The sequence below is a fragment of the Flavobacterium anhuiense genome, assembly GCF_001705175.1.
Classification (GTDB): domain Bacteria; phylum Bacteroidota; class Bacteroidia; order Flavobacteriales; family Flavobacteriaceae; genus Flavobacterium; species Flavobacterium anhuiense.
This window is the reverse complement of record NZ_CP016907.1, coordinates 680971-706019: the sequence shown is the minus strand read 5'-3', so window position 1 is coordinate 706019 and position 25049 is coordinate 680971. Positions and strand designations below refer to the sequence as shown.

Below are 25049 nucleotides of genomic sequence, written 5' to 3'. Positions count from 1 at the left end.
TTAATCTTTTTTAAGTTAAATGAATCTATGTTTCTATGTGTTTAATTAATTTTTTACAGAAGGCAAATATGATTAAAATGCAACAAACCATGCGATGGTTCGGCCCAAATGATAATGTCAAATTAATTGACATTAAGCAAGCTGGCGCAGCGGGAATCGTTACCGCTTTGCACCAAATTCCTGTTGGTGAGATTTGGACGGTTGAAGACATTCAAGAAAGACAGCTGATAATTAGAAAGGAAGGTTTGGAATGGACTGTAGTTGAAAGTCTACCTGTCCATGAAGAAATAAAACGAGTTTCTGGAAATTATCTGCAGTACATTGAAAATTATAAAATCAGTTTGCAAAATTTGGCAGAATGCGGAATCAAAACCATAACCTACAATTTCATGCCGATTCTGGATTGGGTGCGAACGAATCATGATTTTATAAATGAAGACGAAAGCAGAGCTTTACTGTATAATCAGGATGCATTTACTTATTTTGATGTTTTTCTCTTGAAAAGGCCAAATTCAGAAAATGATTATTCTGATGCTCAAAAAGGAAAAGCACTGCAATTTGGAAGTCAGTTATCTGAAGAAGAAAAAGCATTATTGTTTAAAAATGTTTTATTAGGACTGCCCGGAAGCACAATCAATTTTACAGCAGAACAGATTTTATCTCTTTTAGAAAATTATGCCGAAATCGACAATCAAAAATTAAGAGAAAACCTGATTTATTTTCTATCAGAAGTAACTCCAATTGCGGAGAAAAATGGACAAAAGCTAGCCATTCATCCAGACGATCCGCCATTTTCGGTTTTAGGTCTGCCAAGAATTGTTTCAACAGAAACCGATTTGAAAGCTATTTTTAGCGCCATTCCTTCAAAGGCCAACGGATTATGTTATTGTACAGGCTCTTTAAGTGCCGACCCCAAAAACAATCTCGAAAAAATAATAGACGATTTTGGAGACCGAATTCATTTTTTACATTTGAGAAACACCATTCGCGAAAGCGAAACCATTTTTAGAGAATCAGAGCATTTAAACGGAAATGTCAAAATGGAAGTTATTGTTGAGAAATTATTATTAGTAATGAACGAAAGAAAAACAAGTCTTCCAATGCGCCCAGATCATGGTTTTTTACATAAAGTAGACGAAAAGATAGAAACTTATCCAGGTTATTCCCTGACAGGGAGATTAAAAGGTTTGGCTGAATTAAGAGGTTTGGAAATGGGAATTGCTTATAAATTGAATTTGTAAAATCAAATAAAAACTATTAACTATTTAAACCAAAAGACATGAAATTTATTAAACCTTATTTATTTGCCTTTACGGTTCTCTTGTCTGTGAGCTGTACATCTCAGAAAGAAAAACCTAATTTGAAGAATGTTTATAAAAATGATTTTTATATAGGAACTGCATTAGATTTAAATCAGATTAATGAAAAAAACAAAAAAGAGGATTCTCTGATTCGTAAAGAATTTAATGCGATTACGGCAGAAAACATTATGAAAGCGATGTTTACACATCCGCAGAAAGATAAATACGATTTTACACTATCTGATAAATTTGTGGAGTATGGAGAGAAAAATAAAATGTTTATTCATGGGCATACTTTAATTTGGCACAGCCAATTAGCGCCTTGGATGCAAAAAATTGCCGACAGTACAGAAATGAAGGCATTCATGAAAGACCATATCACGACAATAGTTTCTAAATACAAAGGAAGAATCAATTCGTGGGATGTTGTAAACGAGGCTTTAAACGAAGACGGAACCTTGAGAAAATCAATTTTCCTGAATACACTTGGAGAAAGATATTTGGTCGATGCTTTTAAATTAGCAGAAAAAGCCGATCCGAAAGTGGATTTATATTACAATGATTATAATATCGAAGAACCAGCAAAAAGAGCTGGAGCAATTGCTTTAATCAAGAAGATCAAAACCGAAGGCGGAAAAGTAGACGGGGTGGGAATTCAAGGACATTGGAGATTGGAAAGTCCATCATTGGAAGAGATTGAGAAAAGTATATTAGAATATTCAGCTTTAGGACTGAAAGTGGCCTTTACAGAATTGGATATTACAGTTTTGCCAAATCCGTGGGATTTAAAAGGAGCAGATGTAAATCAGAATTTTGAAGGAAGTGAAAAAATGAATCCGTATCCAAAATCATTGCCAGATTCTATTCAAAATAAACTTGCGGAACGTTACGCATCGATTTTTAAACTATTTTTAAAACATAAAGATAAAATAAGCAGAGTGACTTTTTGGGGTGTTCATGACGGACAATCTTGGCTGAACAATTGGCCTATAAAAGGAAGAACCAATTATCCGTTGCCATTTGATAAAGATTTAAAACATAAAAAAGCATACGATAGTCTCTTAACGCTGAAAGAAACTAAAAAATAGGCGTCTAAAAGGCTGAAGTTTTGATAAATTAACAACAATCGGTTGTGAAATGAAAAATAATTCAAATAAAGTGAACTAGATTTGCAAGATATGTTTTTTTGTCTAATTTTACACAACCGATTGTTTTGATTGCAATTGCTATTTTTAGGCCTTATTTGAGAAGCAGAACAAAACAACCGAAACCAACAAGGTTTTAAAAAAACCTCGAGGGAATAGAACTAACTATCGATAAAATGACCACAAACCCAAGAATGAGAAACATTTCACAAAAACTTTCCATCAAAGAAAAAATTGGATATAGCTTAGGAGATTTAGCCGCTAATCTAGTTTTTCAGACTTTGATGACGTATCTGGCTTATTTCTATACAGATATTTACGGATTATCGCCAACAGATTCATCCATTATCATGCTGATTGTTGGATTAATTGCCGCGTTTATTTTTAATCCGATTATTGGGGTTTTGGCAGACCGAACAAGCACCAAATGGGGAAAATTCAGACCATGGATTTTGATAACTGCGATTCCGTTGGGAGTAGTGGCTTTATTAGCATTTTCAACTCCCGATTTCTCATATAAAGGGAAAGTAATTTATGCTGTTGTAACCTATACTTTATTGCTGCTTTTTTATGCGGGAAACAATCTTCCGTATTCTGCGTTAAGCGGTGTCATTACAGGCGATATGGGCGAAAGAAATAGTATGTCATCATACCGTTTTGTAGCGGTAATGTTTGCTCAGTTTTTTGTTCAGGTTTTTATGCTTGGCATTATTAAAAGTGCTGGGAACGGAGATAAAGCAGTCGGAATTGAAAAAGTAATGACTGCTTTGGCAATTATTGGCACTATTATGCTGTTGATAACGTTTTTGACTACAAAAGAAAGAATCATTCCAAAACCAGAGCAAAAGTCAAGTGTAAAGGAAGATTTAAGCGATTTAATCAAGAATAGACCTTGGGTCATTATGCTTTCGCTAACCACTTTGGTATTTGTGACTTTGGCGATGAAAGGCGGTTCGTATGTGTATTATTTCGAGAATTATGTAGATAAAGAGCAATTAGCTGTTTTTATCCAACCTATTTTGGATTTCTTAACTAATATCGGATTGAATCATTTTGGAAATGATCCCGTATCGGCAGGCTTCGGTTTATTCAATGCCGGCGGAATTATTTTTATGATTGTAGGAATTACTTTATCTAAAAATCTGGCTGACAAATACGGAAAAAGAAATGTATTTGGATTGTTTTTATTCATTTCGACTTTGTTCATTTTAGCTTTTTATTTCTTTCCGTCAACTTCAATCGGACTGATGTTTTTCTCTCAAATCTTGCATGGATTCTTCTACGGAATCACAATCCCGATTCTTTGGGCAATGATTGCCGATGTTGCCGATTATTCAGAATGGCTGAATAACCGCCGTGCAACCGCGATTATTTTTTCTGCGATGATGGTTGGATTGAAAACGGGATTAAGTATAGGAGGTGCTTTAACTACTTTATTTTTAGGATATTTTGATTACGTTCCAAATACACCTCAACAGTCTCAAACGGCTATAAATGGAATCAAATTATTAGTGAGCATTTTCCCTGCAATCCCTTTTTTGATCGGAGCTGGACTACTGTTTTTCTATAAGATCAACAAGGAGATGGAAGTGCAGATCGAAACAGAACTGAAAGAAAGAAGAAGTTAATTATTAAAGAAAAATATCACTATGCCTGAAGACAGCATTGAACACATTAATTTTGAAGAAATAAGCAATCTGGCAATTTCCAAGCCTTTAGTTTCCCATATCTACACCGCCGATCCTTCGGCGCATGTATTCAACGGAAAGATTTACATTTATCCGTCGCACGACATCGATGCGGGGATTCCATTTAATGACAACGGCGACCATTTCGGAATGGAGGATTACCATGTCTTTTCGATGGAGGACATTTCATCGGAAGCTGTCGACAATGGGGTTGCATTGCATGTGGATGACGTTGCCTGGGCCGAAAAGCAGATGTGGGCGCCCGATGCCGCGCATAAGAACGGAAAGTACTATCTGTATTTCCCTGCCAAACGCGCCAGCGGAATTTTCCAGATCGGCGTAGCGGTTTCAGACTCGCCGGTCGGACCTTTTGTTCCTGAAAAGGACGCCATAAAAGGCAGCTACAGCATCGATCCTGCGGTCTTTGAAGATGAAGATGGGAAACATTACATCTATTTTGGGGGAATCTGGGGCGGACAGCTTCAGAAATACCGCAATAATGAATATCATGAAAACAATGAAGAGCCTCTTGCGGGTGAAAAGGCCTTGGGGCCGATTGTGGCTTTGTTAAGAGACGATATGCTCGAGTTCGCTGAAGAGCCGAGAGAAATCCAGATTTTGGACGAAAACGGAAATGGGCTTCTGGCAGGGGATAATGCGCGCCGTTTTTTTGAAGCTTCGTGGGTGCACAAATACAACGGAAAATACTATTTCTCGTATTCGACGGGAGACACGCATTTCATCTGCTATGCAATCGGAGACAGTCCGTACGGACCATTTACGTATCAGGGAAGAATCCTGAATCCGGTGATAGGCTGGACATCGCACCATTCGATCTGCGAAGTGGAAGGCGAGTGGTATCTGTTCTATCACGATTCAAGCCTTTCAAAAGGCGTGACGCATTTGAGAAGCATGAAAGTGACCAAAATCGACTATCTGGAAGACGGTTCGATCGTTACGATTGATCCCTATGGAATAAGAAGATTATTTGATTAATATTTTTTGAAAAAAAATTTCATAAATATTACAATCGGTTGCGTTTGTTTTAGCCGTGCTGTTTGTCATTGCGAGGAACGAAGCAATCACATTTGTTAAATCCAGATCGGAGTGTGGCTCTTTGTTTCTGGCAATGACAAGGTTTACGATTAAAGTTCTTCTGAAACCCTTACGCGTGAGGGATAGAAGTGGAAAGCCCGGAGCCTGACGAAGGAAGTGCGAGGACTTGCAACGGATAGCCTCCCGATAGTTATCGGGACAAGCACACACCCAAAATATTGAAATATAGAATTTTAAAAACTTAACATAATTAATATAAAAGACAATTTTTTATAAAAGAATTTTACTTACTTTAGCATAACAGAACGGAACAGAACGGTATGCTAAAAGAAGAAGAAAAATTTGAGTTTATAATTAATCACGAAAGTGATATTCCAAAGTACCAGCAGTTGGTTGACGGAATTACGAATGCTATTGCGGAGAATATTTTACAAAAGGGAGAATTACTGCCTTCTGTTAATGTGATCTGCAAGACCTATCAGCTTTCGAGAGATACGGTTTTTAAGGCGTATTCGATTTTAAAAGATCAAAATGTAATTGATTCTGTGCCAAATAAAGGCTATTATGTGGCGGGCGAAACGAGGAAAGTGCTTTTGGTTTTGGATACGTTTAAGGCTTATAAAGAGGTTTTATATCATTCGTTTGTGAACAATTTGCCGGATAATGTGATTACAGATGTGCAATTTCATCATTATAATATTGATGTTTTTAAAACGATCATCAATAACGGAATCGGGAAGTATTACAAATATGTGGTGATGAATTTTGATCACAAGGATATTGCTCCAGCATTATCGGCGATTTCAAAAGAAAAACTGCTTTTGATAGATTGGAATATTCAGGCAGATAAGGCTAATAATTATGTATTTCAGGATTTCGGGAAAGCATTTTATAAGTCTTTGACAGAAGCGGTTGATTTGTTTAAAAAGTATAAAAAGATACAGTTTGTATATCCTGATTTTACAAATCATCCGTGGGAAACGGTAGAATATTTCAAGAAATTCTGTGCTGATTTTGGTTTTGAATATGAAGTAATAACCGATCCAAAGAAGTTCAGTATCGAAAAAGGAATTGCCTACATCAGTGTAAGCGACAGGATTTTGGGGCACTTTTTAGAGCAATGCAAAGAGAAAGATTTTGAGCCAGGGAAAGACGTAGGATTTTTATCTTACAACGAAACCCCGATGAAGAAATTTATATACAAAGGAATTTCAGTTGTTTCAACTGATTTTAAAGAAATGGGAACCAAAGCAGCGGCATTTATTACGCATGACGAAGAAACGCAGTGTTATGTGCCGACAAAATTAATAATAAGAGAATCATTATAAGTATGTATTATATCGGTTATGATATTGGAAGTTCTTCTGTCAAGGCAGCCTTGGTGGAAGCAGAAACAGGTAAAAAAGTAATCGTTTTGAATGAACCTCAGAACGAAATGGAAATCCTTTCGATTCACCCAGACTGGGCCGAGCAGGACCCTGAAATCTGGTGGCAGCACATTTGTACGGCGACTAAAAGAGCGATTAAGGAGGCAAATGTTGATGCATCGAAAATTCAAGGAATTGGTATTTCGTACCAAATGCACGGATTGGTGATTGTAGACAAAGAAGGCGCTCCGTTACGAAATTCTATTATTTGGTGTGACAGCCGTGCGGTTGAAATTGGGAATAAGGCTTTTGCCGAAATAGGAGAAGAAAAATGCATGTCGCATTTATTGAATTCGCCTGGAAATTTCACCGCTTCGAAACTGAAATGGGTAAAGGAAAACGAACCGGCAGTTTACAATAAAATTGCTAAATACATGCTTCCGGGAGATTACATCGCTTTGAAATTGACAGACGAAGTAACGACAACTAAAAATGGTTTGTCTGAAGGAATGCTTTGGGATTACAAAGAAAATAAAGTAGCCGACTGGCTTTTAGAATATTACGGAATTGATACAAAATTAACTCCAAAAATTGTAGAAAACTTTACAAACCAAGGAGTTGTTACTGAAAAAGCTTCAAAAGAATCTGGATTGCCAGCAGGAATTCCGATTGTGTACAGAGCGGGTGATCAGCCAAATAATGCGCTGTCATTAAATGTATTAAATCCGGGAGAAGTTGCTGCGACGGGAGGAACTTCTGGGGTTTTTTATGCGGTAAGCGAAGCATCTTCTGGAAAAAGCACAAGGGTGAACAATTTTGTTCACGTAAACTATGAACTGGAAACGCCAAGAGTGGGTAAACTTTTGAATATCAACGGAGCGGGAATTCAATACAGATGGCTTCGTAATAATATGGGTAACGAAAGTTATGAAGCAATGAATGAAAAAGCTTCAAATATTGAAATTGGTTCGGAAGGTGTAGTTGTGATTCCGTTTGGAAATGGTGCTGAACGTATGTTCAACAATAAAACAATCGGAACTCATTTCTTAAATCTGAATTTGAATATTCATAATAGTGCGCATTTGTTTAGGGCATCTCTTGAAGGAATCGCTTTTTCGTTTGTGTACGGAATGGAATGTTTAAAAGATGATAACGCAACCATCAATGTAATTAGAGCCGGAAATGATAATCTTTTCCGTTCGGAGATTTTCTCCAATACTGTGGCGACTTTAATTGGCCACGAAATTGAGATTTACAATACGACAGGAGCAGTTGGCGCAGCGAGAGCGGTTGGCTTAAAAGATGGCGATTACAGCAAATTTGGAGCTAATGTTAGTGACAACGACCATGTAATGACGTTTTTACCATTGCACAACAAGGAGCCCTATGAGACGGCTTATAAAAAATGGAAACAAGAATTAGAATTAATATTAACAAATAAATAAAAAGATAAAATGATAGTTTTAGGAGATAAAGAATACTACAAAGGTATTGGCCAAATTAAATTTGAAGGAAAAGAATCTGATAATCCGTTGGCATTTAAATATTACAATCCAGATCAAGTTGTAGCTGGAAAAACAATGCGTGAGCACTTTAAATTTGCTATCGCTTATTGGCATACTTTCTGCGGACAAGGAAGCGATCCATTCGGACCAGGAACTCAAAATTTTGCTTGGGATCAGTCTTCAGATCCATATCAGGCAGCAAAAGATAAAGCAGATGCTGCTTTTGAATTCATCAGCAAAATGGGATTCGATTATTTCTGTTTCCATGATTATGATTTGATCGCTGAAGGAGCAACTTTCGCAGAATCAGAAAAACGTTTGGCTTTTATTACTGATTATTTAAAACAGAAAAAAGCAGAATCTGGAATTAAATTGCTTTGGGGAACTTCAAACTGTTTCTCAAACCCAAGATTCATGAACGGAGCCGCTACAAATCCAGATTTTAATGTTGTGGCAAGAGCTGGAGGACAAGTAAAATTAGCACTTGATGCTACAATCGCTTTAGGCGGAGAAAACTATGTATTCTGGGGAGGTAGAGAAGGTTATATGTCTTTACTTAATACAGATATGGGAAGAGAGTTAGATCACATGGCGCAATTCTTGGCAATGTCTAGAGACTATGCAAGAGCACAAGGTTTTAAAGGAACTTTCTTCATTGAGCCAAAACCAATGGAGCCATCTAAACACCAATACGATTTTGACTCGGCTACAGCAATCGGATTCTTGAAAGAATACGGTTTAGATAAAGATTTCAAAATCAATATCGAGGTAAACCACGCTACTTTGGCACAACACACTTTCCAACACGAATTGGAAGTAGCTGCAAAAGCGGGAATGTTAGGAAGCATCGATGCCAACAGAGGAGATTACCAAAATGGTTGGGATACAGACCAATTCCCAAATAATATTCAAGAAACAACTGAAGCGATGCTGGTTTTCTTAAAAGCTGGCGGATTACAAGGTGGTGGAGTTAATTTTGATGCTAAAATTAGAAGAAATTCTACAGACTTAGAAGATGTTTTCTTAGCACACATTGGCGGAGCTGATACTTTTGCAAGAGCATTACTGACTGCTGATAAAATCATCACTTCTTCTCCTTACGAGAAATTAAGAAAAGAAAGATACAGCTCTTTTGATTCTGGAAAAGGTAAAGATTTCGAAAACGGAAAATTAAACCTTAAAGATCTTTATGATATTGCAAACCAAAATGGAGAATTAACGCTTCAAAGCGGTAAACAAGAATTGTTTGAAAATATCATCAACCAATATATTTAATTGGTTTAGATTTTAATATCAAACCTAACAGCCTCGATGCATCGGGACTGTTAGGTTTCAAAACTATTTAGTGAGACAGAAAATCTAAAACTTTGAAAATGTGTATTAAGATTATGGCTTTTTTCCATTGAGATTTGAAAAAAATAGATTTAAGGTTTAGTTGCTATTTTTTGAAAATCAAAACGAATAAAAAGTCAGTTTGATAAAATAATAAGAGGATATTTTTTTATTGAAGGTTTTTTGAAGAATAGAATCAATCGAAATGCACATTTTAACTCACTGCAACATGCTGAGAACTTTGTCAAAGTTTTAAACTTTGACAAAGTTTTTTTACGCAAAAAACTTTTAACTTAAACTAAAAAAACATGAAATTTTTTATTGACACTGCCAATCTTCAGGACATTGAAGAAGCGCAGGCTTTAGGTGTTTTAGACGGTGTAACCACCAATCCGTCTTTAATGGCAAAAGAAGGCATTACAGGAAAAGAAAATATTTTAAACCATTATTTGGCTATTTGCAACATCGTTGACGGAGATGTTTCGGCTGAGGTAATCTCAACAGACTTTGGCGGAATGGTAAGAGAAGGAGAGGAGCTTGCTGCTTTGCATCCGCAGATTGTAGTGAAACTGCCTATGATTGGTGATGGTGTAAAAGCCTGTAAATATTTTTCTTCAAAAGGAATCCGTACCAATGTAACTTTAGTATTTTCTGCTGGTCAGGCATTACTGGCTGCAAAAGCTGGAGCAACTTATGTTTCTCCGTTTTTAGGTCGTTTAGATGATGTTTCTACAGACGGAATGAATCTAATTGCTGAAATAAGAGAAATCTACGATAATTATAATTATCAAACCCAAATCCTTTCGGCTTCTGTAAGACACACTATGCATATTATCAATTGCGCCAAAATTGGTTCAGATGTTATGACTGGACCATTATCGGCGATTAAAGGATTATTGAAACATCCATTAACAGATATTGGATTGAAACAGTTTGTTGAAGATGCTAAAAAGATGAATCTCTAAACTAAGAATAAACAACACAATCTATGAACCCTTTTCATCTTGAAAAGGGTTTTTTTATTGAAAATTTCAAATAAATTTTATGTGTTTAAATTTTCCATCAGGGTTTTCAAAAACGCCACCACCGCTTTTTTTTCATAAACTTCTTTCAAGGAAATCAGCATTGCAGTTCTAGTCATATTCTCACCTTTTATAGGAATTGCGTGTAAATCTTTCTCATTTTCAATTGTTGTTTTTGTCAATATGGTATGCCATTTTCCCGTTTTGATCAGTTCGAGCAAAGTCGGAATATCATTAATTTCGATGGTAACTTCGGGGTTGAGATTGTCTTTTTTAAAGGCTTTATTAATGAATTGTGTAGTGCTGAAACCGCTCGATGGAAGCGCAAGAGGCAAAGAACTAACCTCATCAAGAGAAATGCTTTTTTTATGCGTTAAAGGAGTTTCTGATGCTGTAACCAAAGCCATTGGAGAAGTAAATAATTCCAAATATTTAAAATGAGCTTCAGAAGCAATTTCTTCAAAAGTCAAAATCACATCCAATTCAAAACGATTTAGTTTTTGAATGAGTTCCTGTGAAGTTCCGAAGACAATTTCAAATTGAATTTTGGGATATTCGGGGCTAAATAAAATCAATGCTTTTGTCACCACATGGCGAAGTGCGTAAGTCACACCAATTGCTACTTTTCCTGTTTCCAGATTATTTAGATCTTTTAATAACTCCAAACCGTCAGAAGCTTTGTTGACAGATTGCTGAGCATAAACGGCAAATAAATCTCCAGCTTCGGTAAGCGTAATTCTTTTTCCGATTCTATTAAAAAGCGGAACCTGAAGTTCATCTTCAAGCTGTTTGATCTGCTGCGATAACGTACTTTGACTAATATAAAGTGCCGAAGCAGCTTCAGTAAAATTCAACAATTCTTTTGCTTTCAGGAAATATTTGAGTTGACGAAGTTCCATTTCTAAATCGGTTTTATCGATTGATTTTATCGAAAAATAAGGTTTTACAAATATAGAAATTCTTAAGAACTTTGTCGTGTTGCAAATTTAAAGCCAAAACAAAATGGAAATTATAGCTTTACAGGAAGGAAATTATATCGCCAATTCTCAAAAAGAGTTTCAATTAATTACAGAAAATACAACCGAAAAAGGGCTTAAAATGGCAATTCAGCCCTTTGTGATTATTACAGAGAATGATGTTATTTTATTAGATTTCGGTTTAGGATTTGTCAATAATGGCGTTCCGTTTATTTATGAAATGCTGCAAAAGAATAATATTGAACCTCAACAAATCACAAAAGTTTTGGTTTCGCATCTCCATAAAGATCATATTGAAGGAATCGGTTATTTTGAAAACGGAAATCTGGTTCAAAATTTTCCTAATGCAACTATTTATATTCAAGAAAGAGAAATTGATTTTGCTTTGGAACAAATTGACAATCCGTCTTATGTATTTGAAATAGTAAAAGAGCTCAAAAAACTTCCTAATGTAGAATTGCTGAATTCTAACAGTGGAAATATAACGGATGAAATTTTTTATGAAGTTTCGGCTGGGCATACAAAATTCCATCAAGTTTTCTGGATTAAAGCTGATAATGAAATTGTTTTTTACGGTGCAGACGATTTGCCTCAAAAAATATATTGGTCTATGAGTGTTGCCTACAAAACTGATTTTGATGGAAAACGTGCAATGGAATCTCGTAAAAAATGGGAACAGCAAGCTAAAGATGAGAACTGGAAAGTGCTTTTTTATCACGATATGAAAACGCCTGTCGCAACGTTTTTTGAAGAGAAAATGAAATACGTATCGTAAATGAAAGATTTATAAACAATTTCAGCTCTAAAATAATAAAAGGAAAATTCAGATTAAATTACTTAGTCTGAATTTTTTTTTAGAAGAAAACAAAAGAAACAAAACACTTTTTATTTTTTCTTCTAAAGAAGAGCGTAAAATCGAGAATGCTTTTGTAATCTGCGCTTCGACAGTTTTTATAGAAACATCCAAGTGTTCTGCAATTTCGATATTGCTTAAACCTTCTTTTTTACTTAGAATAAAAACCTCTTTGCATTTTGGAGGCAGATTCTGGATTTCTTTGTTTACAGCATTCAAAACTCTTTGAAAAGATTCAGAATCTTCTTCCTGAACAATTCCGTTTAAAGCATCATAATATGATTTTTCAAGAGAAAACAAAGACTGGTTTTTTCGGTACAAATCGATAAACTCATTGTAAACCAGTTTGTAAAGAAAACTTTTTAAAGAATGATCTGTTTTTAATCTTATACGATGCTCCCAAACCTTAATAAAAACATTCTGCACGATATCTTCGGCGCTATAAACATTTTTAACCAAGCTGTTGGCATATACGCAAAGTTTATGATGATAAGTGTCGATTAGGTAGGTGTAAGCGCTTTCGTCTCCATTCCTTAGAGATTCAATAAGAATAGTATTGTCGCTGTAATCCTCAATCTTCATAAAAACAAATATATAAATTAATAGTTTTTGAGGTTAAAAAGTGAATTGAATTCGCCCAAAATAACCTCTTTTTTCCTTTTCTATTTGAAATTTATTACAAATAAAAAAGGAATAAAATGCAAATATAAATTTTTTACTTTATTATTTCTATCAAATTAGTCTAGTTTTATTGAAAGAAAAGACTTGTGAAAAATAAAAAATTCATCAAAATGAAAAAAACTTTATCAAATTGTTAGGGTTTTGTTTTTTGGCTTCGTAATAATATTAAAAACGACTAAAATGACAGTAAAAAAGTCAGAGCGACTAATTGTTAAATTTATCACAAATCAGGCTTCTCAAGAAGAGATTGAGCAGCTTACCGAGTGGTTAAAAGACGAAGAGAACCAAATTGTATTTAAGGATTTTATAAAAACCAATTATGCAATTGATGCTGCCTTAAACACTTTTGATTCTTCTGAAGTTAGAAAACAGCTTTCAGATAGAATTGCTAAAGAAAATAATGTTTTTTATAAAAGAAGATTTTCATCTTATTATAAATACGCTGCGATTTTGATTGTGGCTTTGGGAGGTTTTTATTTCTATAAAAACGTTTCTTCGGCTCCAGTTAAACAAAATGTTATTATTCCGAGAGTAGACGAAATTGTTTTGCAACTCGGAAACGAATCGCAAAATCTGAAGGCAAATGATGCCAGAAACATAACCGATAAAGACGGAAACATTATTGGAAGACAGGAAAAAGATAGATTGGTTTATACAAAAACGTATTCTGAAGGCGCTCTGGTTTACAATACAATCAGGATCCCGTACGGGAAAAAGTTTGAAGTGCAATTATCTGACGGAACCTTGGTGCATTTAAATGCAGGAACATCTTTGAGATATCCAGTACAATTTGTTAAAAATCAGAATCGACAAGTTTATCTTTTGGGCGAAGCTTATTTTGAAGTGGAGAAAGACAAAGAACATCCATTTGACATAAATACTCAAAATGTCAATATTGAAGTTCTGGGAACTAAGTTTAATGTAGATACTTATAGTGAAAACACAAGTACAGATGTTGTTTTGGTTGAAGGAAAAGTATCTATGTACAAAGACCAGAAAACAAAAGAAAATCAAGTGTACTTGAAGCCAGGAGAAAAAGGCTCAAATGAAAGAGGACAGTCAAAAATTACGACAGAACAGGTTAATACAGAATATTATACCGCTTGGGTAAAGGGAAGTCTGGTTTTTAAAAATGCTTCGTTTGACGAAATTATCAAAAAGCTGGAGCGCCGCTACAATGTTACTTTCATCAATAGAAATAAAACGCTTGGAAAAGAAATTTTCAACGCCCGTTTTGATAACGAACCAATTGAAGTGGTATTAAAATATTTCAGCGACAGCTATAAGATTGATTATGATATTGATCGCGACAGAATTACGATTAAATAGAGTTGAAAAGAAGAAAAAGACAAGAAGAAACACGAAAAAAGATAAGAAGCAAGATTGGGAAATCTACAATCAACAATCAGAAATTTAAAATCTAAAATAATGAGGCCTATGTAACAAAAATCCAAAAATGAAAAGGATCGTTATAAAAAAACCGGAAAATGCGCCAACATTTCCCGGTAGAGTATATGCGGTCAGTTAATTAACCAACCAACATTAAAAAACATTTTAAAAGTATGAAAAAACTCTTGAACAGAATCAGGTTTGATAAGCCTTTTTTGAAATTTGATTTGAAAATGAAATTGACTACATTATTTCTGCTAACTGCCTTAACTGTAATGCACGCCGGAACCACTTATTCTCAAAGAACCAAGATTTCTTTTAATGCCAGCAATATGACCGTTGCTAAAGTGATTGAAAGACTTGAATATACTACAGACTACAGATTTGTTTACAATGTGAGATCTGTCGATTTAAACAGAATAATCGACGTAAATGCATACGAAGCCTCAATAGAGACTATTCTGAACAAAATTTTTGATAATACCAGCACCGATTTTAAAGTATCTGGAAACCATATTATTTTGATGCCAAAAAAAATTTCTGCCGAAAAACCAGCTGAAGCCAAAAAAGAAGTGGCTGATTTTATTGTAAAGGGTAAAGTTACTGACGAAAAAGGAATGCCTTTAGTTGGTGCAGCCGTTGCTGATAATGGTTCTGGAAGAGGCGTAATTACTGATTTTAATGGTGAATATCAGATTATTGCTGTAAGCAGCCAAACTACTTTGGCCTATTCTTATTTAGGATATGTAAGACAGGAAATAAAAGTTGAAGGCAGAAGCATTATCAATGTTGTTTTAAAAGAAGACGTACAGCAATTGGAAGGTTTGGTTTTAACAACTGGTTACCAAAATATTTCGGCTGAAAAAATAACAGGTTCTTTCTCAAATCTGAAAGCGCAAGAGTTTCAAGAACAGCGTTTAAGCAGTATGGATAAAATTTTAGAAGGACGTATTGTTGGATATCAGGATGGTAAAATTCGTGGGACAACAACAATGAGAGGTGTCGTGTATCCTTTGTATGTTATTGACGGATTTCCTGTAGAAAGCACAAAACTGACGCCTTATGCCACTATAGAAGAAAATGTGCCGAATCTGAATTTAGAAGATATAGAGACAATTACAGTTCTAAAAGATGCAGCGGCCGCTTCTATTTATGGGTCTCGCGCAGCAAATGGAGTTGTGGTTATTACAACCAAAAAAGCAAAAGCTGGAAAAACAAATATTTCGTTTTCAAGTAATTTAACGGTTACACCTTATAGAAATTACACTGGAAACCTTACGGATTCTGCTGATATTATTGGCTTGGAAAAAGGATGGGCAGCTGGAAACCCAAATTTACAGGGAGCAAATGCAGGTACTTATGCACAATCATTATTGAATAATGCAGTATTCACAAGTTTAGGAATGAATACTTTATTAAATGGTTATGCAGGCAAAATTTCTCAAACAGAAATGAATAACCGTTTGAATGCACTTGGCGCACAAGGTTATAAATATTATGATGATATTGCAAAATATGCAAAACGGGATCAGTATTTTATGCAGCACAACCTTAGTTTAGGTAAAGCTTCTGAAAATAATACTTTTAATGCATCGATTACTTATAAAGACAATCAGCTTGAAGATCGATATTCTGAAAACCAATCGGTGGGAATCAATTTAAAAAACTCTACTCAAATTAACAGCTGGTTATCTTTAGATTTAGGAACTTATTTAAACTACGGAATAGGCGACACGCAAAGTTATTTTGCATCAGGTCCTGGATTTAAATTTCAGCCGTACAATCAATTGGTAAATAATGATGGGACAAATTTTGTTTCGACAGCCGCGTCTCGTTACAATAATTTTACGCTTCAGTCTTTACAGAATTACGGACTGTATAATATGGATATTACTCCAATGGATGAATTTGGAAGAAACCTTATTGAAAACAAAAACTTCCTAAACAGAACTTACGCAAAGTTTAATGTTAAATTCAGCAAAGCCTTCACATACAATGCAATGTTTCAGTATGAGTATGGTGCAGATCGCGCAGAACAGCTTTATGGAAAAGATTCTTATTATGTAAGAAAGAGAGTAAACGAACTGGTTACTATTGTAAATAATAAAGCAGTTTACAATCTTCCTTATGGCGATATTATAAAAGAAACCAATCAGTTTACAAATGCTTACAATTTCCGTCAGCAATTAAACTTCAATCAGACTTTTGCTGAGAAACATGATTTTTCTGCCATTGCAGGTATGGAGATTCGTCATACAAAATTAGAATTTGGCAATAATACACGTTACGGTTATGACTCTCAGACTTTAGGTTTTACGCCAATAAATCAGGCAGATTTACTTAAAGTATATGGAGGAGTTTTTGGAGGCTACATGGTTCAAGATGATTTTTCATTAGAAAAAGAGATGTTAAACCGTTTTGTGTCTGTTTACTCAACAGGCGGATATACTTATGACGGAAGATATACTGTTTCTGGAAGTTTGCGTATGGATCGCTCTAATCTTTGGGGAACAGACAGTAAATATCAGAATAAACCAACTTGGTCAGCTGGCGCGGGATGGAATGTTGATAAAGAATCTTTCTTTAAAGTTTCATGGGTAGATGCGCTTAAAGTACGTGCTTCTTATGGTATTTTAGGAAATATTTCTAAAGATACAGCACCTTATTTAACAGCATATTATAACTCTAATTCGAATGTTGGAGGAACTCAGGGAACTGTGAGATCGAGACCAAATCCAGAATTATCTTGGGAAAAAACAACAACAACCAATATTGGTTTAGATTTTTCGCTTTTTGAAAGCAGATTAAGCGGAAGCCTTGATTTTTATAACAAAAAGGGAGAAGATCTATTAGCAAGCAGTCAAGGAATTCCAACAGAGGGTTGGGGATATTCTACTTATACCATCAATAATGGTGCAATGACCAACAAAGGAATTGAGGTTACTTTGAAAGGAACAATCGTAAAAACACCTTCCTTCTCTTGGGATGCAACAGTTTTGTATGCAAACAACAAGAATAAGGTAGATTACATAAATGTCAAAGCTCCAGTATATTATCTACAGTTAGATCAGGCACAAGCTTTTCCAAGAGTTGGCACCAACTTTAATTCAATTTATGGTTATAAATGGGCAGGACTAAGCAGTACGGGAGTACCTCAGGTTTATGATGCTTCGGGAACTGCGGTTAAATATAATCCGGGGCAATTAGATGCAATCAAAGATTATGGCTCAACAGTTCCTATACATAGCGGATCTTTTCACACAGCTGCTAATTATAAAAACTTCTCTCTTTCGGCACTTTTCATTTATGAGTTAGGACATAAGGTAAGAAATACTTTTCTGCCAATGTTAGCCAACAATTATAATGGCGCAATGGGAGGGTATGTTACAGATATCACAGTTGTAAACAATCATATAGCTGATCGTTGGATGAAACCAGGAGACGAAGCATTTACAAATGTTCCGAGAGCCGTTTACGAATACGAATCAGAATTTAATTCAGATTCACGAACAATTTATTCATACGCTGACATTAATATTTTAGATGCCTCAAATGTAAGATTAAGCAACATTTCGTTAGCGTATCAAATGCCAAGTTCTATTATCAAAAAAGTAAAATTAGACGGAATACGCTTCAATTTAAATGCCGAAAACGTTTACACTTTTGCTAAAAGCAGAGATGCTAAATTTATGTTAGGCGGTTTCACATCTCCAAGTTTTGTTTTTGGAGTAAATGTTAATTTCTAATTTATTATAAAGACTAGACGATGAAAAATATATATAAAAAAGTAGCGTGTTTATTAGCTTTAGGATTGACTCTTGCTTCTTGCGAAAACTATTTGGATGATATTCCAAAAGGATCAAAATCACCAACAACTTTAGCAGATTATGAAGCTTTTTTGCGTGACGAATATACCAACCATAGAGTTGATATTACAGGAGCTTCGCAATTATTAAATGATCAATATGTGACTGTAGCGACTTTATCAAGTAACAGATTGTATAATGCCCTTTACATGTGGGACGAAAGTGCAGACCGAATTGCATTGAAAGTCTCAGATGAGACGACGTATTATTCTAGTTATGCCGGAATTTCAACTTTCAATTTGATTATAGAAAATGCATTAAATACTACTAAAGCGACTGAAGCCGAAAAAAGAGTGGTTTGGGCAGAAGCAAAAGTACTGCGCGCCATGAATTATTTTAATCTGGTTAATTTCTATGCAGACACTTATGTCGCTTCTACAGCCGCTACAAAATTGTCAGTTCCGTTAATTACAAGTGCAAACATAAATGCGCCAAGTAAACAGGTGACTATTCAGGAAATGTATGATTTTATCTTGAGCGATGTTAAAGATGCTTTGCCTTATTTGCCAAAAGTTTCGCAAACACCATTACATCCCAATTTAGGTGCAGGTTATGCATTTTATTCCAGAGTTTATCTACAAATGAATAACTATGCAGAAGCTTTAAAATATGCAGATTTAGCATTGGCAGAAAACAATAAATTATACGATTGGATTGGGTACTACAATGCAAACAAAGCAATTATTGATGTTCCAAATTCATATACGACTACAACATCGCCAATGGGATACAATTATGTAGAAAATTATACATATCGTCATGGTACTTATAATAGTTTAACAACAGAAAATAGTATTCCAGTAGAGCGTGCACAACGTTTTGAAGCTGGAGATGCCCGTTTTATTTCTCGTTGGAAAATTTATACAGTTGGTGCAGAAACCTATTATAGAAGAACTTTATCTGGTGCTTTTAATTTTGGTGGAATCACAACTGTGGAAGTTTATTTGATTAAAGCCGAATGTCTGGCCCGTGATAATAAAATTGGCGAAGCATTGGGGGTTTTAAATACCGTTCGTAAAACCCGTATTCTTCCGTCATTTTATCAGGATATTTCGACTACAGATAAAACAATCGCTCTGAATGCTATTTATAGAACAAAAAGCAACGAACTTGTTAATACACTTATTCCTTTTGCAGATGCACGTCGTTTAAATGCAGAAGGTGTATATAAAGTTAGTTTTACAAAAACGGCAAACGGAACTACATACACATTAAAATCAGATTCTCATTTATGGACAATGCCTTTCCCGCAAGGAGCAACAGAAAATCCTGGGAATGGAACTATTACACAAAATGTAGCTAAATAACAATCAAAGCTTCCTGAATAGGAATTCCCGAAAGGGAAGCTTTTCTAAAATATCAATCAAAAATGAAAGCAATTAAATATAAAATATTAGGATTGTGCACTTGCTTGTTTATGATTTCAAACAATAGTGAGGCACAAAAGAAAAAAACGGCTTCTCCAGCAGTAGCTTCCTATTTTATAGAAGGAAGTATTACAGGATTGGTCGATGGAACAGCTGTAAAATTAGTTCCTGGCGCAACACATTCTTCTGAACTGCCAGTTGCCGAAACAACACTAAAAGAAGGAAAATTTTCTTTCACGGGAAAATTAAATGAACCTCGTTTTTTCTATGTTGTCTTTGGTAAAAACAAAGGAAATATTTCTGTAATGGTCGAAAATTCAAAAATAAAAATATCGGCGGCTGGTACGGTTTCAGATCAAGAAGGAGAACGAATTAGTTTTAAAGACGTAGTCATAACTGGTTCCAAAGCTCATGATTATTATAAAAAAGAAACTGCTTTTAAAGAGGAGCTAGACAAAGATTATAAAGATTATCATGTAGGAATAGAGGATTTAAGTAATAAGGTTGGAAAAGCAAGAAAAGAGGGAAACAAAAAAGTTTTAGATTCTCTGTACAGTACTGAGCAATGGAAAACTTTTGAAGCAGCAGAAAAGGCCTTTTTTACCAAAGTAGAAAAAACAACCTTAGATCTTATTGCAAAACATAAAACGACTTGGTGGGGGCCATTTTTTATGATGACTAATTTTAGTTATTTCACGCCGGATCAAAAGCCTTTGTACGATCAGTTTTCTGATGCAGCAAAGAAAAGTTATTATGGACAGATTTTAGATAAAGATTTGAATCCGAAATCTTTAATCGGAACTAGCATAGCTAATTTCAATTTGAAAGATAAAGACGGAAAACCATATAATGCCAAGGATATTGTTACGGGAAAAAAATACATTTTGGTAGACTTTTGGGCTTCATGGTGCGGACCTTGTCGTAAAGAAATTCCAAATCTTAAAACTGCTTATGCTGAATATGGACCTAAAGGTTTTGAAATTTTAAGCATCTCAATTGATAAAGACGAAAAAGCTTGGCAAAAAGCATTGGGGCAAGAAAACATGCAGTGGCATAATCTTCTGGATGATGATAAAGTAAGTAAAGCATTTAATGTAAAAACAATTCCGGCAACTTATTTAGTAGACGCTAAAGGTGTAATTATTGGCGACAATTTAAGAGCTGCAGAATTAGAAGCAAAACTGAAAGAGCTTTTAAAATCTTAATTAAGTCTCAGTTTCAAACTTTGACAAAGTTGAATTACTCTGAATAAAAATTGAAAAAATAACAAACAAAAAATATCAACATGAAAAGTACAATCTTAAAATCATCGTTTTTTGCATTGGCGCTCACGACATTAATCGCTTCTTGTGGCAAAAAAGAAGGATATACCATAAAAGGTACAATTGCAGGACTAGATAAAGGAATGGTTTATCTCGAATATGCAGATGAAAAAGGAGATAAGAAAATAATTGATTCTGCTGAGGTAAAAGAAGGAGTATTTTCTTTTACAGGAAAAACAGGAGAACCGTTATTTCATACGCTTAAAATTAAAGGACAAGAATACGGAGCAATGTTTCTTTTAGACAATGAAGATATTACCATCGAAGCCAAAAAAGATTCTGTTTTTAAAGCGAAAGTAACTGGAGCAACTCAAAACGGATTTTACAAATCGTACTACGATAACGAATTCAAAAAAATACAGGCAATTGCAGGTCCGATTTACAAATTATCTGATTCGTTGACACAAAGTGGAAAAGTAAAATTGACTCCAGAGCAACAAGCCATGATGGATAAAAAATGGAAAGATCTTGGCGCTTTCGCGGATGATTTGACAGATAAATTCATCAGAAAAAATAAAGACAATTTAGGAGGAGCATTAGTAATCGAGGATAGAATCGTTTCTTATGGAACTCCCGAAAAAGTAAAAGAATATTACGGTATTTTATCTCCAGAAGTTCAGAAATCGTTCTACGGAAAAAAATTAAAAGCATCAATCGATCTTAATGAAAAAACAGCAATTGGAGTTGCAGCGCCAGAATTTTCTCAAACAGACATCAACGGAAAAGTGGTGAAATTATCAGATTATAAAGGAAAATATGTTTTGATTGATTTCTGGGCTTCTTGGTGCGGTCCGTGCCGAAAAGAAAATCCAAATGTAGTTGCGGCTTACAAAACCTACCACGATAAAGGATTTGATGTTTTGGGAGTTTCTCTAGACGATAAAAAGAAACTTTGGGAAAAAGCAATCGAAAAAGACGGTTTAACTTGGACACACGTTTCTGATTTAAAAGGATGGCAAAATGAAGCAGCTGTTTTATATGGCGTAAAAATGGTTCCCACAAACTACTTAATTGGCCCTGACGGAAAAATCGTGGCTAAGAACCTCAGAGAAGCTGAATTGCAATCTAAACTAAAAGAAATTTTCAGTAAATCATAAAGTTAGTAGTCGCAGTCTCAGTGAAAATTGTAAACTGCGACTGAAAATCGAAAATTAAGAAAAAATATCACATAAAAATGAAAAAATACATCTTTCTGGGCTATTGCTCATTAGCTTTCTGCGCACTTGTTTCAGCGCAAAATAAATCGATTAACTTTAAGAAAATAAAAGAGTTAGGAGGAATTGAAGAATATTTATATCAGCCAAACGGAATGAATGTTTTGCTTTTGCAAGACAATGCTTCGCCAGTTGCAACTGTACAAATTGTATATCGTGTTGGTTCTAAACACGAAGTTTTAGGAAACACAGGATCGACACACCTTTTAGAACATTTAATGTTTAAAGGAACTCCCACTTTCAATAAAAAAAATGGTAATACAATTACGGACGTACTTCAGAATACAGGAGCGCAATTGAATGCTACAACTTGGTACGACCGCACTAATTATTTTGAAACATTGCCAAGTGATAAAATCGAGTTGGCTATCCAGATTGAAGCCGACAGAATGCGTAATTCTTTATTGCTGAAAGAAGACAAAGAAGCTGAAATGACTGTTGTTCGCAATGAGTTCGAACGTGGCGAAAACAATCCAAATAGTTTATTGGATAAGGAAATATGGGCTTCGGCATATATCGCACATCCGTATCATCATTCTACAATTGGCTGGAAATCGGATATTGAAAATGCGCCAATTGAAGTTTTAAAGAATTTCTACAATACTTATTATTGGCCAGATAATGCCACTTTAACCATTATTGGAGATTTCAAAAAGGAGAATGTTTTTGAATTGATCGAAAAGTATTTCGGGAAAATTACAAAAGCGCCACATGCAATGCCACAGCCTTATACGCAAGAACCTCATCAATATGGCGCGCGTAAAATTACCGTGAAAAAGCCAGGAGAAATGGGAGTTGTAAGCAAAGCTTATAAAATTCCGGGAGCTTTGCACGAAGATCTTCCTGCGTTGAATATTTTGGCTCAGATTATTGGTGTTGGACCGTCTGCGATTTTAAATAAAACTTTCGTTGATACGCGTTTAGGAATTTATGCATATGCCAGCGCAACAAATTTTAAAGAAGTCGGACTTTTTACAATTGGCGTTGGTTTTCCAACGACCTCAAAACAAGAAGATATCGATGCGAAAATTGGTGAAGTTGTGGCTAAAATTCAGAAAGAAGGCGTAACTCAAGATGAGGTAAATCGTGTTGTAGCGAAAATTAGTGCACAAACTATTCTAGCTCGCGATGGTTCTGGAGTAATTGCTTCGGCATTAAATGAAGCGATTGCTTCTGGCGACTGGACAGATTATATTACAGGAGTTGACCGACTGAAAAAAGTAACTCCAGCAGATGTTTTACGTGTAGCTCAAAAATATTTGGTTGAAGATCAAAGCACAACAGGATATTTTATTCCGAAACAAGCTGGTGCTCAAAATCAGGATACGGCGAAAGCTAGTAATTATATGCCAGAAAACGGTCCGTTTTATTACAGACATTCCGAAGAAGGTCATATTCATGAAGAAGTTTCATCTGTTCCAACTTTAGTTAAAAATACAGGAGAAGAAATAATTTCTGAATCAAGTTTAATTGAAAAATCGGCATCGGCTTTCAAAAGAGAAAAAGTATCAGGAATTGATGTTGTTTCGGTAAAAACCTCAGCAAAAGATTTCGTAACCGTTGCAGCAAGTATTTCGTTAGGAAATTATGCCAGTGAGACTAAAAATAATATGATTCCGGTGCTAACGGCTTCGATGCTGTCAAAAGGAACGACTTTAAATGATAAGTTTAAATTTTCAGAAAAATTGCAGAAACTGGGAGTTTCATTAAATGTAAATGCTTCAGCTTTTAAAGTTAGCATTGGATTTAAATGTTTGAAAAAAGACTTAGATCAAGTAATTGCTTTACTGGCAGAAGAACTGAGAAATCCGTTGTTTGATGCTAAAGAATTTGAAAATTTAAAACAACAGTTTATCGGAAATACAAAGCAGGATTTAAATGATCCAGGCGAAAGAGGAAGCATTGCTTTATCTCAGGCTATTTATCCGAAAGAAAATCCAAATTATAGTTTAAGTGTAGAAGAAAATATTGAAAATATCAAAAATGCGACTTTGGATGAGGTAAAAGCTTTCCACAAAAAATATTTCGGAACAGCTTCTATGCGTTTGGTAATTGTAGGAGATACCGATGGGGCAAACTTAAATGCTTCTCTAAAAAAATCTTTCAAAAATTGGAATGGAGGAGTTACTGAAAAATTAAAATTTGAAGAAGCATCAAAAGCTGCCGCAAAAACAGAAGTAGTAACCATTCCAGAAAAACCAAGTGCGGAACTATTTATCGGACAGTTTACAGGTTTAAAAAGAGCCGATGCCGATTATATTCCGTTTTACATTGGCAACTATACTTTGGGAGCAGGTTTTGCAGGACGTTTAATGCAGACTGTTCGAGATAACGATGGTTTAACCTATAGCATTTCGTCTGGAATTGGCGGAAACATAGAAACTGGTGGTTACTGGTTTGTAAACGCATCTTTCAATCCGAATTTATTTCAAAAAGGTCTTGATGCGACAATCGTTCAGGTTGACAAATGGGTGAAAAACGGTATTACAGCCGAAGAATTGGAAAACAAGAAAACCAACCTCATCGGAAGTTTTAAGGTCGGAATGTCTACTACAAACGGAATGGCGAGAACTATTTTAAGTTTTATTGAAAGAGGTTTAGAGCCAAACTATATCGACCAATACCCAAAAGATATCGAAAAATCCACTTTACAGCAGGTAAACGATGCCATTAAGAAATACATTCAATTGGATAAAATGATCATCATAAAATCGGGTTCTCTAGATAAAGATGGGAATCCTTTGAAGTAGTTTTCATTTTTCAACCTCTATAATTCAACTTTGTCAAAGTTTAAAACTTTGACAAAGTTTACGACTGCGACTGAATCTAAAATCTGCAATCTAAAATTTTTAATAGTCGTCTTTCATTATTTCATTTTAGAATCTGAATTAGTAAGCCATTTTCTGTGAAAGACAAAAAGAGCTGTTTTTGCCGACAGCTCTTTTTTTAAACATCAAATTAAAA

The 25049-nt window shown here is 35.0% G+C and carries 17 protein-coding genes; 15 read left to right on the top strand and 2 right to left on the bottom strand.

The genetic code is table 11. From position 1 onward, the window contains the following. The first annotated feature begins 77 nt into the window (after positions 1–77). From uxuA to fsa, 8 genes are all read left to right on the top strand, one after another. Positions 78–1241 carry a mannonate dehydratase gene (gene uxuA, locus BB050_RS02920; RefSeq protein ID WP_123907017.1) on the top strand — a complete coding sequence of 388 codons (1164 nt, stop codon included), beginning with the start codon at positions 78–80 and terminating at the stop codon, positions 1239–1241. A 38-nt stretch (positions 1242–1279) separates the two neighbouring features. Then, entirely contained in the window at positions 1280–2389 is a 1110-nt protein-coding gene (locus BB050_RS02915) for an endo-1,4-beta-xylanase (RefSeq protein ID WP_066032552.1), read from the top strand. Positions 2390–2640: 251 nt separating this feature from the next. Next, a complete protein-coding gene (locus BB050_RS02910) occupies positions 2641–4074 on the top strand; it encodes an MFS transporter (RefSeq protein ID WP_066035087.1) in 1434 nt (477 codons plus the stop codon). A 21-nt stretch (positions 4075–4095) separates the two neighbouring features. Next, positions 4096–5130, top strand: coding sequence for a glycoside hydrolase family 43 protein (locus BB050_RS02905; protein ID WP_066032551.1), 1035 nt, complete (start codon positions 4096–4098; stop codon positions 5128–5130). A 380-nt stretch (positions 5131–5510) separates the two neighbouring features. Then, positions 5511–6518, top strand: a complete 1008-nt coding sequence (locus BB050_RS02900) for a GntR family transcriptional regulator (protein ID WP_066032550.1) — start codon at positions 5511–5513, stop codon at positions 6516–6518. Between the two features lie 2 nt (positions 6519–6520). Next, complete coding sequence (locus tag BB050_RS02895; RefSeq protein WP_066032549.1) at positions 6521–8002, top strand: xylulokinase; 1482 nt, start codon at positions 6521–6523, stop codon at positions 8000–8002. A gap of 9 nt (positions 8003–8011) precedes the next feature. Continuing rightward, the gene (gene xylA / locus BB050_RS02890) at positions 8012–9337 is read left to right on the top strand and encodes a xylose isomerase (RefSeq protein WP_066032548.1); all 1326 of its coding nucleotides are present in this window, start codon (positions 8012–8014) and stop codon (positions 9335–9337) included. Positions 9338–9702: 365 nt separating this feature from the next. Continuing rightward, a complete protein-coding gene (fsa, locus tag BB050_RS02885; RefSeq protein WP_066032547.1) occupies positions 9703–10359 on the top strand; it encodes a fructose-6-phosphate aldolase in 657 nt (218 codons plus the stop codon). Positions 10360–10436: 77 nt separating this feature from the next. Here fsa and BB050_RS02880 read toward each other — a convergent pair whose 3' ends face one another. After that, the gene (locus tag BB050_RS02880) at positions 10437–11315 is read right to left on the bottom strand and encodes a LysR substrate-binding domain-containing protein (RefSeq protein WP_066032546.1); all 879 of its coding nucleotides are present in this window, start codon (positions 11313–11315) and stop codon (positions 10437–10439) included. 103 nt (positions 11316–11418) lie between these two features. Here BB050_RS02880 and BB050_RS02875 point away from each other — a divergent pair, with 103 nt between their 5' ends. Further along, the gene (locus BB050_RS02875; protein WP_066032545.1) at positions 11419–12168 is read left to right on the top strand and encodes an MBL fold metallo-hydrolase; all 750 of its coding nucleotides are present in this window, start codon (positions 11419–11421) and stop codon (positions 12166–12168) included. A 48-nt stretch (positions 12169–12216) separates the two neighbouring features. Here BB050_RS02875 and BB050_RS02870 read toward each other — a convergent pair whose 3' ends face one another. After that, complete coding sequence (locus BB050_RS02870) at positions 12217–12828, bottom strand: RNA polymerase sigma factor (RefSeq protein WP_066032544.1); 612 nt, start codon at positions 12826–12828, stop codon at positions 12217–12219. 279 nt (positions 12829–13107) lie between these two features. Between BB050_RS02870 and BB050_RS02865 the strand changes: the two genes are divergently transcribed. From BB050_RS02865 to BB050_RS02840, 6 genes are all read left to right on the top strand, one after another. Next, positions 13108–14256, top strand: coding sequence for a FecR family protein (locus tag BB050_RS02865; RefSeq protein ID WP_066032543.1), 1149 nt, complete (start codon positions 13108–13110; stop codon positions 14254–14256). A gap of 233 nt (positions 14257–14489) precedes the next feature. After that, positions 14490–18062 (top strand): SusC/RagA family TonB-linked outer membrane protein, encoded by a 3573-nt coding sequence (locus BB050_RS02860; protein ID WP_066032542.1) that lies wholly within the window; start codon positions 14490–14492, stop codon positions 18060–18062. A 20-nt stretch (positions 18063–18082) separates the two neighbouring features. Further along, on the top strand, positions 18083–19489 hold the full coding sequence (locus BB050_RS02855; RefSeq protein WP_066032541.1) for a RagB/SusD family nutrient uptake outer membrane protein: 1407 nt from the start codon (positions 18083–18085) through the stop codon (positions 19487–19489). Positions 19490–19551: 62 nt separating this feature from the next. Beyond that, positions 19552–20754, top strand: a complete 1203-nt coding sequence (locus BB050_RS02850; RefSeq protein WP_066032540.1) for a TlpA disulfide reductase family protein — start codon at positions 19552–19554, stop codon at positions 20752–20754. An 80-nt stretch (positions 20755–20834) separates the two neighbouring features. Continuing rightward, complete coding sequence (locus BB050_RS02845) at positions 20835–21968, top strand: TlpA disulfide reductase family protein (RefSeq protein WP_066032539.1); 1134 nt, start codon at positions 20835–20837, stop codon at positions 21966–21968. Positions 21969–22045: 77 nt separating this feature from the next. After that, on the top strand, positions 22046–24835 hold the full coding sequence (locus tag BB050_RS02840; RefSeq protein WP_066032538.1) for a M16 family metallopeptidase: 2790 nt from the start codon (positions 22046–22048) through the stop codon (positions 24833–24835). Positions 24836–25049: the final 214 nt, after the last annotated feature.

Coding starts and splice junctions, on each gene's coding strand:
- uxuA (WP_123907017.1), top strand. CDS start 78: ATGCAACAAACCATGCGATGGTTCGGCCCAAATGATAATGTCAAATTA.
- BB050_RS02915 (WP_066032552.1), top strand. CDS start 1,280: ATGAAATTTATTAAACCTTATTTATTTGCCTTTACGGTTCTCTTGTCT.
- BB050_RS02910 (WP_066035087.1), top strand. CDS start 2,641: ATGAGAAACATTTCACAAAAACTTTCCATCAAAGAAAAAATTGGATAT.
- BB050_RS02905 (WP_066032551.1), top strand. CDS start 4,096: ATGCCTGAAGACAGCATTGAACACATTAATTTTGAAGAAATAAGCAAT.
- BB050_RS02900 (WP_066032550.1), top strand. CDS start 5,511: ATGCTAAAAGAAGAAGAAAAATTTGAGTTTATAATTAATCACGAAAGT.
- BB050_RS02895 (WP_066032549.1), top strand. CDS start 6,521: ATGTATTATATCGGTTATGATATTGGAAGTTCTTCTGTCAAGGCAGCC.
- xylA (WP_066032548.1), top strand. CDS start 8,012: ATGATAGTTTTAGGAGATAAAGAATACTACAAAGGTATTGGCCAAATT.
- fsa (WP_066032547.1), top strand. CDS start 9,703: ATGAAATTTTTTATTGACACTGCCAATCTTCAGGACATTGAAGAAGCG.
- BB050_RS02880 (WP_066032546.1), bottom strand. CDS start 11,315: ATGGAACTTCGTCAACTCAAATATTTCCTGAAAGCAAAAGAATTGTTG.
- BB050_RS02875 (WP_066032545.1), top strand. CDS start 11,419: ATGGAAATTATAGCTTTACAGGAAGGAAATTATATCGCCAATTCTCAA.
- BB050_RS02870 (WP_066032544.1), bottom strand. CDS start 12,828: ATGAAGATTGAGGATTACAGCGACAATACTATTCTTATTGAATCTCTA.
- BB050_RS02865 (WP_066032543.1), top strand. CDS start 13,108: ATGACAGTAAAAAAGTCAGAGCGACTAATTGTTAAATTTATCACAAAT.
- BB050_RS02860 (WP_066032542.1), top strand. CDS start 14,490: ATGAAAAAACTCTTGAACAGAATCAGGTTTGATAAGCCTTTTTTGAAA.
- BB050_RS02855 (WP_066032541.1), top strand. CDS start 18,083: ATGAAAAATATATATAAAAAAGTAGCGTGTTTATTAGCTTTAGGATTG.
- BB050_RS02850 (WP_066032540.1), top strand. CDS start 19,552: ATGAAAGCAATTAAATATAAAATATTAGGATTGTGCACTTGCTTGTTT.
- BB050_RS02845 (WP_066032539.1), top strand. CDS start 20,835: ATGAAAAGTACAATCTTAAAATCATCGTTTTTTGCATTGGCGCTCACG.
- BB050_RS02840 (WP_066032538.1), top strand. CDS start 22,046: ATGAAAAAATACATCTTTCTGGGCTATTGCTCATTAGCTTTCTGCGCA.